Origin of the sequence: Sporosarcina ureae (assembly GCF_002101375.1) — a bacterium.
Taxonomy (GTDB): domain Bacteria; phylum Bacillota; class Bacilli; order Bacillales_A; family Planococcaceae; genus Sporosarcina; species Sporosarcina ureae_B.
On sequence record NZ_CP015207.1, the window covers coordinates 1,282,735 to 1,300,895 of the forward strand.

Below are 18,161 nucleotides of genomic sequence, written 5' to 3' on the forward strand. Positions count from 1 at the left end.
ACATTGTTACTGAGACAATTGTAGAACTGGAAGCCATGTCGACCGAATATCACTATAAACAGCAAGCCAATTTTCAGGTTTAGCTGTAAATTCAGCCATCAACTGAGTATAAAACATTTTTTGTTTCTCTTCAAAATCAGAAGCGGCTTTAGCTGGTAGTTTCGCACGACCATCCATCACATACTTTTGAAGAACTGATGCCCGTGGCCCCCATTTTCCAACTACCTCACCCGCTGCGTTTAATAGTAAATACATAGGAATCGAACGTCCACCATTCGTTAAATATCGATCAATCAGCTCTGGATTTTCATCCCTCAACACAGCGCGAACGTCTATATTGGCAGCTTCCGTAATTTTTCGAAGGATTGGATTATTCAGCATTGCATCGCCACACCAGTCTTCTGTAATAACTAATATATGGGGTTGCTTTTCTTTCAGCAATTCAATAAATTCATCATCCTGTGGTACTTCAAATGCATGATAGATCAAAAAACTGTTTTCCTTATGTGTTGCCATTTTGTCCATATACGTTTGAAGTGATACAGCATCTTCAAAATATTGTTGTTCTGTTTTCAATACAATCCCCCCTGTTTCACTGTGTATATTAACGAGGAAAAACGTCCAGGTTCAGACTATTTCGGCTTCTCCTGGAACGTTTTCATTTGATTGATAGATTAGCGCTTCTTGATCTCTTCCATCAATAATTTATTAACAAGCGGTGGATTTGCTTGGCCTTTTGTTGCTTTCATAACTTGTCCAACTAAGAACCCAACTGCGCGATCCTTACCATTTTTAAAGTCTTCTATTGATTGTTCGTTATTGTCCAGGATTTCGGTAATAATTGTACGCAATGTACCTTCGTCGGAAATTTGAACAAGTCCTTTTTCTTTGACGATATCAGCAGGATTCCCACCTTTTTTCACGAGATCAGTAAATACTTTTTTCGCGATTTTAGAAGAAATTGTACCATCTGTAATCAGTTTTACAAGTTGCGCCAAGTTTTCAGGCGTCAATGAAGTATCATGCAGTTCTTTCGATTCTGCATTTAGATATGCCGATACATCGCCCATCAACCAGTTGGAAGCCAATTTGGGATCCGCTCCAGCTTTTACTGTGGCATCAAAGAAATCAGACATTTCTTTTGTTAAAGTCAATACGTGTGCGTCATATTCCGGAAGATCTAGTTCAGACACATAACGTGCTTTACGAGCATCTGGTAATTCAGGAATTTCTTTACGGACACGGTCAATCCATTCTTGTTCGATATGAACTTCAGGTAAGTCAGGATCGTTAATAAAGCGATAATCATTGGCACTGCCTTTGATCCGCATCAATACTGTGTCGCCAGTTGCTTCGTCATAACGACGAGTTTCTTGTTGAATGGTACCGCCAGACAAAAGGATTTTCTCCTGACGAGCTACTTCATTTGCAATTCCACGACGAATAAAGTTAAACGAGTTCAAGTTTTTCAACTCTGTCTTCGTTCCAAACTTTTCTTGACCGAATGGACGTAATGATATATTGGCATCACAACGAAGTGAGCCTTCTTCCATACGTACGTCAGATACTCCCGTATATTGAATGATCGCTTTCAGCTTTTCTAGAAATGCATATGCTTCCTCTGGAGAACGCACGTCTGCTTCTGTAACGATTTCGATTAACGGTGTTCCTTGACGGTTTAAGTCTACTAATGAGTGTCCATTTTCTGTATGGGTCAGCTTCCCTGCATCTTCCTCTAAATGTACACGTTCAATGCGAATTTTTTTCTTTTTGCCGTCTACTTCAATTTCAATCCAACCGTTTGCTCCTACAGGACGCTTGTCTTGAGAGATTTGGTATGCTTTTGGATTATCAGGATAGAAGTAGTGTTTACGGTCAAAGTTCATAATCGGCGCAACGTCACAGTTCAATGCCATAGATGCCTTCATTCCAAATTCAACAGCTTTTTTATTTAACGTAGGTAAAACACCAGGATATGCGATGTCTGTTACGTGAATATTTTTATTCGGCTCTGCACCAAAATGAGCGGGTGCCGGAGACATGATTTTAGTATCTGTTTTAAGCTCTACGTGGATTTCTAATCCAACTATTGTTTCGAAGTTCATGATTATTTCCCCTCCCGAATCGATGGAGTACGTTTGTGGAAGTCAGTTGCTTGTTCATAAGCATGAGCCACTTTATATACTGTTTCTTCGTCAAAGTGCTTACCCATGATTTGCATTCCAACCGGTAGTTCATTAACGAAACCACATGGTATGGATAGTGCTGGACGACCTGTAAGGTTAGCTGGTACCGCCAAAACATCATTTGCATAATGAACTAGCTGATCTCCGCCTGTTTCACCCAGTTTAAATGCTGTTGTAGCAGCAGTTGGTCCAATGACTACATCATACTTTTCAAATACAGAATCAAAGTCTTGTGCAATCAATGTACGAGTCTTTTGTGCGCGTACATATAGATCTTCATGATGATCCGCACTCATTGCATACGTACCGAAAATAATACGTTTTTTCACTTCATCGCCAAACCCTTCTTGACGTGTACGGAAATATGCTTGTTCTAGATTTTCAGCGTTTTCTGTGTGATAGCCATAACGCAATCCGTCAAAACGTGAAAGGTTGGATTGTGCTTCGGATGAAGAAATTACATAATACGTAGTTGGCGCATATTGAATATGTGGCAATTCTACTTCTTCACAAACGGCTCCAAGTGATTCCAATACAGTAATTGCTTCTCTTACTGCTGTAACGATTTCTGCATCGACACCCTCCCCTAAGTAAGGTTTCGGAACTGCCACTTTTAGACCTTTAATATCGCCTGTAAGTGCTGCCGTGAAATCAGGAACCGCTTTTGCAGAAGATGAACTATCATTGTCGTCTTCTCCCGCGATTACGCTAAGCAATAGTGCGTTATCCTCCACAGTTCGTGACAATGTACCGATTTGATCAAGTGACGAAGCAAATGCCGTCAAACCAAAACGTGAAATACGACCGTATGTAGGTTTCATTCCAACAATTCCACAGAATGCAGCTGGTTGACGAACTGAACCACCAGTATCTGAACCAAGGGACAGTGGAACTTCTCCCGCTGCAACAGCTGCTGCTGAACCACCTGAAGAACCGCCTGGCACATAGTCTGTATTCCAAGGATTTAATGTATTACCGAAATAAGATGTTTCAGTAGTAGAACCCATTGCAAACTCGTCCATATTGAGTTTTCCAATATTGATTGCGCCAGCAGCTTCCAATTTATCTATAGCTGTAGCATTGTAAACAGGTACGAAGTCTTCCAACATTTTACTTGCACATGTTGTCTTCATATCTTTTGTTACAATATTGTCCTTAATACCAATTGGAACACCGAAAAGACGGCCACGTGTATTAGCAGCTTCTTGATCAAGCTGTTCTGCACGCTTTGTAGCCTCTTCTTTTGCGACGTGAATAAACGCGTGAATTTTCTCTTCGTGCTGTTCAATCGTTTGTAATGTTGCTTCTGTTACTTCTTTAGCAGTAACTTCCCCTTTTTGTAAAAGTGCTTGAAGTTCTGTTGCTGTTTTACTAGTTAACGTCATCACTTTTCCTCCTACTATCATTGTGCCATGAATGGTATTTTATACTGAAATTCGCTTACAGAATATCTGGAACCCTAATAAGTCCATCTTCCTGATCTTCTGCACTGGCCAGCATTACTTCACGGTCCAAGATATCTTTTGGCACATCTTCACGTAAGACGTTGATCATAGCAACTGGGTGCGTCATAGGTTTTACACCTGTAACGTCCACTTCTTTTAAATTACTTACACTTTCAATCAAATCTGCTATCTTTGCAGAGAAATTTTCTTTGTCTTCCTCGGAGAGGCCAATACGGACGAAATCCGCAAAATACTTGACGTCTTCTTTCGAAAATGTTGTCATACATCGTTCCTCCTCATTTTGCAATCGTACAATTAATCATACCATTTAATCAGTTTATTGGAAAGTTCATGTTACTACCTAAAATCTGTTAATATCCGTAGACGTGTACAAACGGTTCATCTCGCTCATTGTCATTCACAATCAGCACTTCGGGACCATTAACTGATGTGACACTTACTTCGATCGGAACATCTTTAAAATGCGTTTTAACCAATGAAGTCAAGTATTGTGAAAATCCGATCAGCTCTGTCTTGCCGAAGAACTGTATAGGTATCTCCACACGTAAAGAATGGAGTTTCTGGTCTTTATAAAAAGCTGTACCAATGACATTTACAAAGCTTGGGAAGTAATCATCAATGTCTTGTTTAAAGTTTTTAAATGTCGTATTCAAGTCACGATAATTCCCCGTTGATGAAGATGCGGGGAGTAATACATACTGCTCGTCTACTTCTTTCCAACCAGTAAATTCTTTTTTACCTTTTGCAGCTAAAGAAGTGGCAAAATATGTGCCTGGTACAATATCGTTGCGACTTTCTTGCTTAAACAATCCAACCGCAATTGGTATATCCGCAAGCTCCGGTTTACTGCGCAACCTACTTAAAATAATATCCGCCATCTTCTTGCCTTTTTCTTCGATTGTTTTATCATCAATTCGGCGTTCACTGCCTTCACGTGGATAATACACCGAATTCATCGCCAGTCCAATAGAAATGCCAGCCAATTTCACTTTTTTGTCGTCAGTCATCTGTAAATAGTTTTGCTCGACGATATGCGCAAGGTAAATCGGTGCCTCATCTGCAATTTGAGCTGGCGACATATCATCAGTTATTGCAGGATTGAGACCTGCTTCGAAATTTGATTTTCTAGAAATCCATTGCTTTGCAGTATCGCGGTCTATATATTGACCTTCCTGGAAGAAATAATCTTTTGGATCGAAATATAACGAAGACAGGCGCAATAAGCCTTCCTCTGTTTCCTGCATATCGTACTTTGTATGGAGATTATTGACGACCAACCCCCGGCTCGCGCTTTTTTTAAATGGAACAGGTGTCCGGTAGTACTCTTTTTTAATTTGAGCATCAGGAATGAGCACCATTTCCTGCTCACTTTTTTCTGTTTCTTGCACTGCTTTTTCCTGATCATCGCTTGGCGCTGGTACACATCCTGTCAGCAATACTGCCGACAGAATGCCCGTTATAAACTTAGTCGTTCTTTTCATTCATATCCACTCCAAGGGCTTCAAGCATAGCTTGTTCGTCCCAAATTTCAATCCCTAATTCTTTTGCTTTCGTCAATTTGGATCCCGCATCTTCGCCCGCAATGACCAGATCCGTTTTCTTACTGACACTGCCACTGACAGTCCCGCCAAGCGATTCAATCTGTTCTTTAGCTTCCCCGCGTGTTAATTCTGTGAGTTTTCCTGTCAATACGATCGTTTTTCCAGCGAAAGGTCCAGTAGTTGGCAACTCTTCACGTGTGGCACCTTTATAAACGGTATTTACACCATAAGAACGCAACTTATTCATCACTTCCTGAACTTCTTCCGTACTAAAGTACGTTGTCACTGAATCAGCGACAATCGCACCGATTTCAAAAATATTTACAAGTTCTTCTTCTGTTGCTTGTTCTAACGCATCGAGGGTACGATACTCTTCCGCCAAGATTCTTGCAACTTTTTCACCGACATGGCGGATACCCAGTCCAAATAATAATTTCTCTAAAGAATTCTCTTTGGACTGTTCAATAGCCGTCAAAATATTCGTTGCGGATTTCTCGCCAATCCGTTCCAAGCTCAATAATGACTCTTTCGTTAAGGTATATAAATCGGATACATCTTGTACCAAATGAGCAGTATACAATTGTTCAATAAGCTTTTCGCCCACACCATCTATATTCATTGCTCTTCTTGAAACGAAATGGATTAACGCTTCTTTCATCTGCGCAGGACATTTAGGGTTCACACAACGCAGTGCCACTTCCCCTTCAATCCTAACGAGTTCTGAATCGCAAACAGGACAGTTGTCGGGCATATGGAACGGTTCTTCCTCACCCGTTCGCTGTTCTTTCAATGACATGACGATTTCAGGAATGATGTCGCCTGCCTTTCTCAACACAACGTGATCACCGATACGAATATCTTTCTCACGGATCAAGTCTTCGTTATGCAAAGATGCACGTCCCACTGTCGTACCTGCTACAAGAACAGGCTTCAGAATCCCTGTCGGTGTAACTACACCTGTGCGACCTACGCTTAACTCGATATCTAGCAATTGGGTATGCACTTCTTCTGCAGGGAATTTATAGGCAATAGCCCATTTAGGACTCTTTGCTGTATAGCCCAATTGCTCCTGCGATTCGAAGTTATCGACTTTTATTACAATACCATCAATTTCATAATCCAGGTTTAGTCTATTTTCTGACCAGTAGGCTACGTATTCCAATACTTCTTCAATGGTCGTACAACGCTTACGTTCCTGATTCGTCGTCAAACCTAGTTCATCCACTTTATTGAGCGCTTCCGTGTGACTATCCAAGCCATACATTTCCGCATCGCCGCCTACCGCATAAATGAATGTAGCTAAATTTCTGCTCTCCGCCACTTTTGAATCCAATTGACGGAGTGAACCCGCAGCTGCATTTCGCGGATTGGCAAAAGGAACTTCACCTGCTTCATCACGGAATTCATTCAATTTAACAAATGACTTCTTCGGCATATACGCTTCACCGCGCACTTCAATCGTCAAAGGTTCATTCAATTTATGTGGTATGGATTGAATAGTTTTTAAGTTGGCCGTGATATCTTCTCCAACTGAACCATCCCCACGAGTAGCGCCTTGTACAAGACGACCTTCTTCATATTGCAATGAAACGGCAAGACCATCAATTTTCAGTTCACATACATAAACAGCGTTACCCGTCGCTTCTTTTACACGTCTGTCGAAATCCTTTACGTCTTCTTCATTAAAGGCATTCGCTAAACTTAGCATCGGATAACGATGAACGACTTTATTAAACACCTCAAGCGGTGCTCCGCCAACCCGTTGTGTCGGTGAATCAGGATAGATCAAGTCAGGATGTTCTTTTTCAATCGCCAACAATTCCTTCATTTTCTCATCATATTCTGAATCGGGAACGATAGGGGCATCCAAGTCATAATATGCACGCCCATATTCATGCAAGGTTTTATTGAGCTCCTCTACCCGCTTCTCTAGTTCTAGAACATCATCCATCTATTTTCCACACTCCTTAAAGGGGCTTTATTCTTTTTCAATCGGTGCGAATTTAGCTAATAGTCGCTTAATCCCAACTGGATTAGGGAAGGCAATGTCTAGCTCCATATCCTCCGCTTCACCTTTAACACTCACAACCGTTCCAGTTCCCCATATTTTATGGGACGCCTTGTCTCCAGGTTTCCACTGCATTTTCTCTCCGCCACTTTCATTATAGGCTGGGCGCTTGACTGCTGGACGTTTAGCTCTTGTTTTAGGTGCTTGGGCGAAAGGTACACTCATGCCATTTCCATCAGCCAACAGCTCAGTCAGTTCTTCCGAGATTTCATTGAGGAAACGTGATGGTTGATTGAAGTTTGACTTACCGAACAACATCCGATGACCTGCACTTGTCAGGTAAAGGCGCTGTTCCGCGCGTGTGATTGCTACATACGCGAGTCTTCGTTCTTCTTCCATTTCTTCCGGATCTGCAAGTGCTCGAATATGCGGGAATATGTTTTCTTCCATGCCGAGAACAAAGACTACAGGGAATTCCAATCCTTTTGCTGCGTGCATCGTCATTAAGACGATTTTTTCCGTGGAAGTGTTCTCTTCTTTATCCAATGTATCGATATCTGCTACTAAAGCAAGGTCAGTCAAGAATGCAACGAGTGAAGGTTCCTCCTCTTCTTCTGCTGCACGTTTCTCAAACGCTTCTGTAACCGATAAGAACTCTTCAATATTTTCTAGACGGCTTTCTGCTTCGATGGATTTTTCTTTTTCCAACATCTCACGATAGCCCGACTTATCAATGACTTCTTTCACTAGTTCGGTGACTGATAAATACTCTTGCATTTGAGTGAATCCATTGATCAGTTCATGGAATTTTACTGCTTCTGTTAATGCTCGTTTAGGTAAACCCATGAAATCCACTTCCTGCAATGAATCAAACATGGAGCGATCGTTTTGTGATGCAAAAGTTGCCATACGTTCAAATGAAGTTGCACCAATGCTTCGTTTCGGTTCATTAATGATTCTCGCTAAAGCTAAGTCATCATCATTATTCGCAATGAGACGTAAATAGGCGAGTAAATCTTTTATCTCTTTACGATCATAGAACTTTGTACCGCCTACAATTGTATAATCAAGATTTGACTTCAATAAATATTCCTCAATTAGACGAGATTGCGCGTTAGTTCGATAGAGAATCGCAAATTGATCCAATGTTAATCCTAGCTTTTCTTTTAACTCAATGATTTGTTGTACAACAAATTGTGATTCATCTTTTTCATCGCGTGCTTTATAGATCGAGATTAACTCGCCCTCAGGGTTATCTGTGCGCAATTTCTTATCATAGCGACTTTTGTTATTGTCGATCACATCATTTGCTGCTTGCAAAATTCTCTGGGTGGAACGGTAGTTTTGTTCCAAAAGAATGACATTCGCTTCTTTATAATCTTTTTCGAAAGAGAGGATATTACCGATATCTGCACCACGCCAGCGATAGATTGACTGATCGGAGTCACCTACTACGCAGACATTACGGAATTTTGATGCCAGCATTTTGACGAGACGATACTGCGCGTTGTTTGTATCTTGGTACTCATCCACATGAATATACTGAAATTTATTTTGATAATACTCGAGCACTTCAGGAACTCGTTCAAATAAGACCGTAGTCATCATAATTAAGTCATCAAAATCCATTGATTGATTCTGACGCAATTTTTTAGTATAACGATCGTAAATATCTGCTACTGTACGTTCATGGGGGTTTTGAGGATTTGAATTTTTACGGAATTCCATCGCATCAATGCATTCATTTTTTGCATTGCCAATAATTCCGAGCATCGCACGCGGATCATTCTGCTTCGGGTCGAGATTCAGTTCTTTCAAAACTCGTTTCATTGCAGTCATTTGATCCGCACTGTCAAGAATCGTAAAATTTTTAGATAAACCGATTCGATCTACGAACCTACGTAGAATTCGAACACACATCGAGTGGAAAGTTGAAACCCACATACGTTCTCCTGAACCCGGACCAAGTAATCCATCAATTCGCTCACGCATTTCACGTGCCGCCTTATTTGTAAATGTAATAGCTAATATATTGGAAGGATACACTTGTTTTTCCACAACCAAATATGCAATTCGGTGCGTCAACACACGAGTTTTTCCAGAACCAGCACCCGCCATAATGAGCAAAGGCCCTTCTGTCGTTTTGACTGCACGCGCTTGTTCAGGATTCATACCTTTTAGTAAATCATCTGATAGTTTATTCATATTAGTACCGCCTTTAAGGAACATTTGTTCTTACTATATACTACTCACACAGGTAAGGGAACAGATTTCACAGCTTCGACTGTTTTAAGAGCCATTTGTAGATCATCGTATACAACATTTCCTACTACTACTGTATCTGCAATGGCTGCCATTTCTTTTGCTTGTTCCGTTGAACGAATTCCGCCACCATAAAAGAGACGAGTGTTTGTAAGTAATTCCTTCGCTGATCGAACAATTTGCGGATCACCGTATTGTCCACTGTATTCTAAATAAAAAATCGGCAAGGAAAATAAGTGTTCAGCCATACGTGCATATGCTTGTACATCTTCTTCATCCGGAACATGGTCTACCCCTGTCACCTTCGCAGCTGTACAATCAGGATTTAAAATACAGTAACCTTCTGTCACCAGTTCATCGAAGTTCATCATATGACCATATTCTCGAAGTGCTTCATGATGCAAACCGTTCAGCCATTTTGAATCCGTTGTATTTAAGACCGTTGGAATAAAGTAATAATCGAATCCCGGCGTGACCGATTCTACAGTAGATACTTCCAAGGCAAGTGGCACGGAAAAACGCCGGAAACGCGCAAGTAAATCAAGTACGTTTTCCAATGTGATGCCGTCAGATCCACCAATGATGACTCCATCCGTTCCAGACTCCGCTACCGCTTCTATTTGTTCATCTGAGATGAATTTGGCTGGATCAATTTTAAATGCATGCCGCCATGTTTTATAGTTCATATTTTCTTTCCACCTTCTTTTGTCAAATTCGCTTTATATAACTTTTAAAAAACCGGTGGGGTTTTATCCCTGGCCGGTTGTGTTAGTTATTTTTTGTTTGATTGTTTTGGAGTTCAGGATAGAGTCGATCCAACATGAGGTTGTAACCACCAGACCCGTAGTCTACGCAACGGCGTATGCGGGAGATCGTAGCTGTACTTGCACCTGTTTCTTGTTGGATATTATCGTACGTTTTTTTAAGTCGCAGTTTATGTGCTACGTCCAGTCTTTGTGCAAGTGATTGGACTTCGCTCATCGTGCAAAGATCATCGAAAAACATGTAACATTCCTCTACATCCTTTAGTTCTAGGATTGCCTGAAACAACTGATCTATTTGTTTTCCGCGGATTTTATCTATTTGCATGGTCTCATCCTCTCTTTATGTCGATCTTACGGGGTATAAGTGACGGAAGTGGAAGGACCTGATAATGATGGAACAATGTGGATCCAGGTTTTCCCTGCTGTTAATTTAACAGGCATATCTTGATCCATTGGAGTTAAAAACCCATCTTTATTTTGCCATTCAATCGATTTAGCGATCCCTTCATGAAACAGCATGGCAGGCCCACCAGATTCTAGATCTATTGCAAGTCGGCCTTGTTGATCAACTGTTTGATGATCCATTTCCATCACGATAATATTCGCTAATTCTATACGTCGTTCATTTAACTTATCCACTGTTTCAATGCCGTTAACAGATCGATAATACCGATTTGCTTGTTGATTATATTGATACGTACTAATAAAATTCGGGTCTGAACTATACGATACTTGTACCGCTGATGCCATATCCCCTATTTTATCACTTTCATCGGGATTTAGGAAAGAAAAGGATGGTCGTGCAGTGATATTTTCGGAAGCATTTGTGACACTAAAAGCTTCTTCAATATGTTCCTTTGAAATATAAGAGTTATGTGGAGCACGGCGATCTGCTGAACGTTCGAATAAAGTCCCGTCATAATTTATGCCATTTATATGGTCGACTACCCGACCATCAAGTAATTTCTTTGCATCCGGACTATAACCGTGAGCGACATAAAATGCATCCATACCTGCAGCTAATTGTACAAAATAATCACGTGCGCTTCGAATAGGACCTAACTGATCCGGTACTTTACTTTGAAAAAGCGCAGCGTAGCGCGTAATTTGACCTTCAGCTAAGAATTCGTATATCTGATCCGCATCTGAAAGTCCCGACTGTGGACGAGCAGCAGGTATATTGCTAATTGTCGCTAAGATAGGACGTTGATCGATGGAATCTGTTATCAATTCACCTGTAAACAATGACACATCATTCGGTTTTTCTTGTTCTGCTGGTTCAGACTGATCTTTTGATGAACAACCTCCGAGACATACTACGCTAACTGCGGCTATCATGAGTAACTTTCGCCCATTCCATATCAATATACGTTCCTACCTTTCTATATTAGGAATTAATAGTTCATTTTTCATCACTTGCAATACACCAACCGGCGTGATTCTGATATACGGTAAATGAACAGATTGAAGGAATAATAATGTATATATAGCATCTCCGTGCGCATAGCCACGTTCTCTTAATGCCTTTCTTATGGCTAGCTCTTGTTCGATGATCACTTCCATCGGTTGAACAGACAATCCGCCTGCTGCCTCTAATGGCAATGTTTCAATAATTCCACCGTTTTCAGCGAGTGCCATGCCTCCGCCTATATTCTTGATTTCATTAAACGCTCTCTTCATCTCTTGCCAATCCTGTCCTATCAATAATACATCTCCAGTATTTGAATAGGAAGATGCAAAACCTTGCAGATTATCTCCAAACCCTTTCAACATCGTATTGACTCGCCATTTTCCGTTCTTATCCAGTAATATCAAATAGCACTCATCGCCAGTAGCAATAGTGGGACTACTGAGATCCAGATCACTTTCGTATACTTTTGTAATAACATCATTGACCATCTGAATCCCAATTGAAGAAGGGAATGTGAAGTCTTCATCTGTCAGTTCATAAGGCAATTCAAATGCCGGCAGTGCTTTCCAATCGACTGCTTTGAAAGCATCAGACGACATACTATCCCGGAGAACCCACTTCCCTTTCGATAACACGTCAGTTGGCACAGGGTTATGTTCATTCTCTAAAAAGTTTAATGTCGCAAAACGGCCTGTCGCAATTACACTATGCAAGTCCGTAATATCGTAGTACCTCGCCACGTTATATGATGCCATTTGATACGCATCAATCGGCGATACTCCCGCGTCAAGTGCTATCTGGATGCATTGGTCCATTACGCCTTCACGGTAGAACGAAGGTGTGGAACCATCAGTCGTCATCATTAAATGATCAAACACATCCAACTCCTTCTCTACAATACCTCTCAATATATTTGGCAAGTCAGGACGAATCGAGGAATAACGTAATGTGACAGCATATCCTTGCTGCAAGCGTCTTTCCACTTCCTCTGCAGTCATCGCTTCATGATCGCCGTCCGCTCCAAGTAATTTCATTCGGGCTAGTGTACGTTCCGATGCACCGGGAAAATGTCCTTCAATCTTTTTCCCCAGTCGTTTAGATTCTAATAAAGACTGCGTCATATTTTGATCACCCTGTAATAATTTAGGCCAGCCTGTCAGTTCTCCCGTCATCAATACATCAGGACGCTCCATCCAATTCGCAATATCTACAGGATTGAAAAGCTCTTTTTCATTTTGCAATACGGTTTGCGAGTCAACACGTGCCCACCAATAAAATGAAAACGGTAGTTCATTCAGTTGATCAATGAATGTAAATGCTGTTTGCTGGTCCAGCATCGAGAACAAGATGAGATTGTCAGATATAAACGTTGTTGTGCCTCGACGAGATGCATAATCCGCAAATGATTCTGGATTATATAATTGGAAGGGATGAACATGCGGCTCGATATATCCAGGGACTATTTTCTTGCCGGAAGCGTCAACACATTCTGTTCCTTCAAGCATAGCTGGCATACGTTCCCCTACATAGACGATTCGATCACCTTGAATCCAAATGTTCCCTTGCATCCATTTCTTGAATATAGAATGTAAGTACGTAGCATTTTTAATTACGATATCAGGCGCTTTCTGTCCATTAATAATCGCTAGTTGCGATTGGATTTCTTTCACACTCCACATGCAGATCACCGTTCCTTTAAAGTAGTTTTACTGTTTGTTACTGTTGCTTTATAGTACCATAGCAATGCAATCTAGAATAGATGTGCTGCGCAAAGGTTGTCCACAAGCTATTTTTGTTTAATCCACAATATAATGGATACTTACACACACTACCAACAAATTACCCACACTTTTTCCACCAATAAACCACGGATTATTAAAGATGTTGTGGATAACATATTTTTTAATCGAATGAAAGAGTATGTAGCATCTACTATAAGGTCGTAGACTCCAAATATCTTCCTACAGTATTAAAAAAAGACTGTCTTAGAAGTCATGCAACTTCTAGGACAGTCCTGTTTCAACTTTTATTCAAATGTACGCCATCCAATGTCTGTACGGTGGAAAAATCCATCCCATTGTTGATCGGCAAGGCCATTATAAACTTTTTCTTGTGCTTCTTTTAATGTAGCTGCTTTTGCAGCAACGAGAAGTACACGTCCACCATTTCCTATAAAGTGATCATTTTCCAGCTTGGTTCCTGCATGGAAAACATCAAGCCCTTGATCTGTCAGAACATCAAGATTAGGGAGTGCGTGACCATTCACTACGTCGTTAGGATATCCTTCCGATGCAATCACTACGCCTAACATCGCTTCTTCATGCCACTCAAGATCGAATGATTCTCCAGCCAGTAGAGCTTCCATGAACTTACCAAAATCCGATTTCATACGCGGCAAGACGACTTGTGTTTCTGGGTCGCCAAAACGGGCATTGAATTCGATAACTTTTGGACCTTGCTCAGTAAGTATTAAACCAGCATAAAGAATACCTGTGAAAGGAATTCCTTCTTCTGTCATAGCCTCAACAGTTGGTACGACTACACGATCATACGCTTCCTGCACGATTGCATCCGAAATTTGTGGAACTGGAGAATAAGCACCCATTCCTCCCGTATTCGGACCACGATCTCCGTCATATGCACGTTTGTGATCTTGTGCGATTACCATTGGATAAATTTGTCCGTCATGGACGAATGACATATAAGAAAACTCTTCGCCATCGAGAAATTCTTCTACCACGACACGTGACGATGATTCACCGAACTTTTGATTGCCGATCATATCATCTACCGCGTCTAACGCTTCCTGCAATTCCATCGCAACGATTACGCCTTTTCCAGCTGCCAACCCATCAGCTTTGATTACGATCGGCGCACCTTGTTCGCGGATGAATGACTTCGCTTCTTCAGCATCTGTGAATGTTCCATAAGCCGCTGTTGGAATATCATACTTGTCCATGATCTCCTTGGCGAATGACTTACTGCCTTCGATGCGAGCAGCTGCCTGAGTAGGGCCGAATACTGTTAAACCTTTATCCAGGAAGTAATCGGCAATTCCTTCCGCTAGCGGTTGTTCCGGTCCAACGAATGTTAACGTAACACGCTGTTCGATTGCGAAATCCGCCAAAGCTTTAAAATCTGTAGCTGCAATGTTCACACATGTTGCATCTTGTCGCATACCGTCGTTGCCAGGCGCCACAAATACTTCTGATACAGAAGGCGCTTGGTTGAACTGTTTGGCAATCGCATGTTCACGACCGCCACTTCCAATTACAAGAACTTTCATGTTCATCTACTCCCTGCACTCTTAGTGTTTGAAATGACGTACGCCTGTAAATACCATCGTAATACCGTATTCATTAGCCTTTTTAATAGAATCCGCATCTTTCACCGAACCACCTGGTTGAATAATTGCGGTAATACCTGCTTTTGCCGCCGCTTCAACTGTATCATCCATAGGGAAAAATGCGTCAGAAGCAAGCGCTGCCCCTTTTGCACGTTCGCCTGCCTGTGTCAAGGCGATTTTCGCAGCACCTACACGGTTCATCTGACCTGCCCCTACACCGATTGTCATATGCTCATCTGTAACGACGATTGCATTAGACTTCACGTGTTTCACAACTGCCCATCCAAGTTTCATCGCATTCCATTCTGCTTCAGTCGGCTCTCGGTCTGTTGCCACTTTGATATCAGCTTCTTCAAAACCAAGGATATCAGGCTGTTGCATTAATAATCCACCTTCAACAGATACCGTGTTCCACTGATCTTTTTTCCGCTGTTCAAATGAAATCGTCAAGAGACGAATGTTTTTCTTTTTCGTTAATGTCTCAAGTGCTTCTTCTGTAAATGAAGGAGCAATAACGATTTCAAGGAATATATCAGCTAGTTGCACTGCCGTATCCTGATCTACTTCTTTATTCAATGCAATGATTCCACCAAAAATAGACGTAGCATCTGCTTCGTAAGCTTTTTGGAAAGCTTCTGCAATGGTCGCTCCTGTACCCACACCACATGGATTCATATGCTTAACCGCCACAGCTGCAGGCTCAGTGAATTCCTTTACGATTTGAATCGCTGCATTCGCATCTTGGATATTGTTATAAGACAATTCTTTTCCATGAAGCTGTTCCGCATAGGCGATCGAGAAATCAGATCCAAGCGGGCGGCTATAGAATGCTGCTTGCTGATGAGGATTTTCTCCATAACGCAATGGTTGCTTCAACTCGTATGTATACGTAACTTGTTCTGGGAATTGTTCGCCAGCGAGGTCTGTCAAGTAGCCTGAAATTAATGAATCATAAGCCGCCGTATGACGGAATACTTTAGCTGCTAAACGACGTCGTGTTTCAAGAGTCGTCTTGCCGTCCGCTCTCAGTTCGTCGAGTACGGCACTGTAGTCTGTTGCATCCACAATGACTGTCACATATGCGTGGTTCTTTGCAGACGCGCGAAGCATTGCTGGGCCACCGATATCGATATTTTCGATTGCATCTTCTGCAGATACATCTGGTTTAGAAATCGTTTCTTTGAATGGATATAAGTTTACACACACTACATCGATTGGCTGAATGCCGTGCTCTTCCATTTGTGCCTGATGTCCAGGATCGTCTTGTTTTGCAAGTAATCCACCGTGAATCATCGGGTTCAACGTTTTCACGCGGCCTTCCATGATTTCTGGGAATCCTGTTACTTCATCTACAGCCGTCACAGCAACACCATTGTCTTTCAAATGCTTCATCGTACCACCAGTAGATAATAATTCATATCCAAGCTGTTCAAGTTCTTTTGCAAATTCTAGTATTCCACTTTTATCTGATACGCTTAACAGTGCGCGTTTTTTCAAAGGTATTCCCTCCAGTTTATAAAAAAAGCCTGTCATCTCAACAGGCTCATCATTTTTTAAATAAGTTTTGCAATGTTGCTGTATATAATTCATGTTCCACGGCATGAATAGCTAAAGCAGTCTGCTCGACATCCCCATCGACAACGTCCACTGCGCGCTGGGCTAAAATCGGACCCGTATCCATTCCTTCATCTACAAGATGAACTGTAACACCCGTTACTTTAACGCCGGCAGCTACTGCTTGTCCGATCGCATCCTTACCTGGGAATGAAGGCAAGAGAGACGGATGGATATTGATGATCCGTTCAGGAAATGCTTCCAATAATACAGGACCGATCAATCGCATATAGCCAGCTAATATTAACCATTCTACTTGTGCTTCATGTAATGCTTTACGTATTGCTTGCTCGTATGCATCTTTTGTTTCGTAGTCACGAGGACGAATAGCGGCAATTGGAATACCCTGTTCATTCGCACGTTCATTGACGAAAGCATCCGGTTTATCTGTCACCATCAAAACAATTTCAGCTGGAATGCGCCCCGCTTTACAAGCTTCTACCAAAGCGGCAAAGTTACTGCCGCTCCCTGAAGCAAATACTGCGATTTTTACTTTATTCATTATGACAATGTCCCGTCATGCTCACCGTTAAATGTTACGCCTGCTTGCTTCGTAACACGTCCGATTACATACGCTTCTTCACCGTGTGCATTAGCGATTTCGATTGCTTTTCCAGCTTCTGCTTCCGGCAAGGCTACGACGAACCCAACACCCATGTTGAATACGCTATATAAATCACGATCCGTTAATCCGCCTTTTTCTTTCAACATATGGAATATAGGAAGTACTGGCCAAGCGTCTAGATCTACTTCTACTCCAAATTCTTCAGAGAACATACGCGGAAGGTTTTCGAAAAATCCACCGCCTGTAATATGACCCATGGAGTGCACGTCAAGCTGTTGATGCATTTCAAGTACCGGTTTTGCGTAGATCTTAGTTGGCTTTAACAATGCATCAGCTACAGTGCCAAGATCTTCATATCCTTCAATCGTGCCGTTAATATCTGCGCCCAATTGTTCGAATACAATATGGCGTACTAAAGAGTAACCGTTCGAGTGAATACCACTTGATGCAATTCCAACTAGTACGTCACCTTCTTGCACACGCTCACCTGTAACCAGCTTGCTTTTTTCACAAGCTCCTACGGCGAAGCCAGCCAAATCATATTCATCTTCATCGTAAAGTCCTGGCATTTCAGCCGTTTCTCCACCGATCAATGCTGCACCTGATTGTACACAACCATCCGCTACACCTTTGACGATTGCTTCCACTTTTTCAGGTACTGCTTTGCCTAACGCTACATAATCAAGGAAATATAGAGGCTCTGCACCTTGCGCTACGATATCATTCACACACATTGCAACACAGTCAATTCCGATCGTGTCATGACGGTCCGCCATGAAAGCCAATTTCAACTTCGTGCCAACGCCGTCTGTACCAGAAATGAGTACCGGTTCTTTATATTCCAGCGCAGATAGATCGAACATTCCGCCGAACCCACCAAATGCACCTGCTACACCTTTACGAGATGTTCGTGCTACGTGAGACTTCATGCGTTCAACTGACTCATAGCCAGCTTCAATATTAACTCCCGCTTTTTCATATGCCTTCGACATGGAAAG

At 41.8% G+C, this 18,161-nt stretch carries 15 protein-coding genes; all 15 read right to left on the reverse strand.

All coding sequences use genetic code 11. The annotated features are described in order from the left end of the window. Positions 1 to 6: 6 nt before the first annotated feature. The 15 genes from SporoP8_RS06350 to purM all read right to left on the reverse strand — a co-directional run bounded on the left by SporoP8_RS06350 (position 7) and on the right by purM (position 18,155). The gene (locus SporoP8_RS06350; protein WP_085131732.1) at positions 7 to 576 is read right to left on the reverse strand and encodes a thioredoxin family protein; all 570 of its coding nucleotides are present in this window, start codon (positions 574 to 576) and stop codon (positions 7 to 9) included. A 98-nt stretch (positions 577 to 674) separates the two neighbouring features. Beyond that, complete coding sequence (gene gatB, locus SporoP8_RS06355) at positions 675 to 2,105, reverse strand: Asp-tRNA(Asn)/Glu-tRNA(Gln) amidotransferase subunit GatB (protein ID WP_085131733.1); 1,431 nt, start codon at positions 2,103 to 2,105, stop codon at positions 675 to 677. Positions 2,106 to 2,107: 2 nt separating this feature from the next. Further along, the gene (gene gatA, locus SporoP8_RS06360) at positions 2,108 to 3,571 is read right to left on the reverse strand and encodes an Asp-tRNA(Asn)/Glu-tRNA(Gln) amidotransferase subunit GatA (protein WP_085131734.1); all 1,464 of its coding nucleotides are present in this window, start codon (positions 3,569 to 3,571) and stop codon (positions 2,108 to 2,110) included. Between the two features lie 55 nt (positions 3,572 to 3,626). After that, a complete protein-coding gene (gene gatC / locus SporoP8_RS06365) occupies positions 3,627 to 3,914 on the reverse strand; it encodes an Asp-tRNA(Asn)/Glu-tRNA(Gln) amidotransferase subunit GatC (RefSeq protein ID WP_085131735.1) in 288 nt (95 codons plus the stop codon). Positions 3,915 to 4,002: 88 nt separating this feature from the next. Then, the gene (locus SporoP8_RS06370; RefSeq protein WP_085131736.1) at positions 4,003 to 5,133 is read right to left on the reverse strand and encodes a CamS family sex pheromone protein; all 1,131 of its coding nucleotides are present in this window, start codon (positions 5,131 to 5,133) and stop codon (positions 4,003 to 4,005) included. Continuing rightward, positions 5,117 to 7,144, reverse strand: coding sequence for an NAD-dependent DNA ligase LigA (ligA, locus tag SporoP8_RS06375; protein ID WP_085131737.1), 2,028 nt, complete (start codon positions 7,142 to 7,144; stop codon positions 5,117 to 5,119). The genes SporoP8_RS06370 and ligA overlap by 17 nt, the downstream gene beginning before the upstream one ends. A gap of 27 nt (positions 7,145 to 7,171) precedes the next feature. Continuing rightward, entirely contained in the window at positions 7,172 to 9,406 is a 2,235-nt protein-coding gene (gene pcrA, locus SporoP8_RS06380) for a DNA helicase PcrA (RefSeq protein ID WP_085131738.1), read from the reverse strand. Positions 9,407 to 9,450: 44 nt separating this feature from the next. After that, positions 9,451 to 10,149, reverse strand: a complete 699-nt coding sequence (locus SporoP8_RS06385; protein ID WP_085131739.1) for a heptaprenylglyceryl phosphate synthase — start codon at positions 10,147 to 10,149, stop codon at positions 9,451 to 9,453. A gap of 82 nt (positions 10,150 to 10,231) precedes the next feature. Further along, positions 10,232 to 10,552: a YerC/YecD family TrpR-related protein gene (locus SporoP8_RS06390; RefSeq protein WP_085131740.1), complete on the reverse strand. Its 321-nt coding sequence runs from the start codon at positions 10,550 to 10,552 to the stop codon at positions 10,232 to 10,234. A gap of 26 nt (positions 10,553 to 10,578) precedes the next feature. Next, positions 10,579 to 11,592 carry a DUF3048 domain-containing protein gene (locus SporoP8_RS06395; RefSeq protein WP_085131741.1) on the reverse strand — a complete coding sequence of 338 codons (1,014 nt, stop codon included), beginning with the start codon at positions 11,590 to 11,592 and terminating at the stop codon, positions 10,579 to 10,581. Between the two features lie 9 nt (positions 11,593 to 11,601). Further along, positions 11,602 to 13,317 carry an adenine deaminase C-terminal domain-containing protein gene (locus SporoP8_RS06400; RefSeq protein ID WP_085131742.1) on the reverse strand — a complete coding sequence of 572 codons (1,716 nt, stop codon included), beginning with the start codon at positions 13,315 to 13,317 and terminating at the stop codon, positions 11,602 to 11,604. Positions 13,318 to 13,664: 347 nt separating this feature from the next. After that, on the reverse strand, positions 13,665 to 14,924 hold the full coding sequence (gene purD / locus SporoP8_RS06405; protein ID WP_085131743.1) for a phosphoribosylamine--glycine ligase: 1,260 nt from the start codon (positions 14,922 to 14,924) through the stop codon (positions 13,665 to 13,667). A gap of 21 nt (positions 14,925 to 14,945) precedes the next feature. Continuing rightward, the gene (purH, locus tag SporoP8_RS06410; RefSeq protein WP_085131744.1) at positions 14,946 to 16,481 is read right to left on the reverse strand and encodes a bifunctional phosphoribosylaminoimidazolecarboxamide formyltransferase/IMP cyclohydrolase; all 1,536 of its coding nucleotides are present in this window, start codon (positions 16,479 to 16,481) and stop codon (positions 14,946 to 14,948) included. A 49-nt stretch (positions 16,482 to 16,530) separates the two neighbouring features. Continuing rightward, positions 16,531 to 17,103: a phosphoribosylglycinamide formyltransferase gene (gene purN, locus SporoP8_RS06415; protein WP_369802591.1), complete on the reverse strand. Its 573-nt coding sequence runs from the start codon at positions 17,101 to 17,103 to the stop codon at positions 16,531 to 16,533. Then, the gene (purM, locus tag SporoP8_RS06420; protein ID WP_085131746.1) at positions 17,100 to 18,155 is read right to left on the reverse strand and encodes a phosphoribosylformylglycinamidine cyclo-ligase; all 1,056 of its coding nucleotides are present in this window, start codon (positions 18,153 to 18,155) and stop codon (positions 17,100 to 17,102) included. Before purM ends, purN begins: the two co-directional genes overlap by 4 nt. Positions 18,156 to 18,161: the final 6 nt, after the last annotated feature.

Bases quoted from the DNA above. Each gene is read 5' to 3' on its own strand.
- gatB (WP_085131733.1), bottom strand. From the start codon at position 2,105: ATGAACTTCGAAACAATAGTTGGATTAGAAATCCACGTAGAGCTTAAA.
- gatA (WP_085131734.1), bottom strand. From the start codon at position 3,571: ATGACGTTAACTAGTAAAACAGCAACAGAACTTCAAGCACTTTTACAA.
- gatC (WP_085131735.1), bottom strand. From the start codon at position 3,914: ATGACAACATTTTCGAAAGAAGACGTCAAGTATTTTGCGGATTTCGTC.
- SporoP8_RS06370 (WP_085131736.1), bottom strand. From the start codon at position 5,133: ATGAAAAGAACGACTAAGTTTATAACGGGCATTCTGTCGGCAGTATTG.
- ligA (WP_085131737.1), bottom strand. From the start codon at position 7,144: ATGGATGATGTTCTAGAACTAGAGAAGCGGGTAGAGGAGCTCAATAAA.
- pcrA (WP_085131738.1), bottom strand. From the start codon at position 9,406: ATGAATAAACTATCAGATGATTTACTAAAAGGTATGAATCCTGAACAA.
- SporoP8_RS06385 (WP_085131739.1), bottom strand. From the start codon at position 10,149: ATGAACTATAAAACATGGCGGCATGCATTTAAAATTGATCCAGCCAAA.
- SporoP8_RS06390 (WP_085131740.1), bottom strand. From the start codon at position 10,552: ATGCAAATAGATAAAATCCGCGGAAAACAAATAGATCAGTTGTTTCAG.
- SporoP8_RS06400 (WP_085131742.1), bottom strand. From the start codon at position 13,317: ATGTGGAGTGTGAAAGAAATCCAATCGCAACTAGCGATTATTAATGGA.
- purD (WP_085131743.1), bottom strand. From the start codon at position 14,924: ATGAAAGTTCTTGTAATTGGAAGTGGCGGTCGTGAACATGCGATTGCC.
- purM (WP_085131746.1), bottom strand. From the start codon at position 18,155: ATGTCGAAGGCATATGAAAAAGCGGGAGTTAATATTGAAGCTGGCTAT.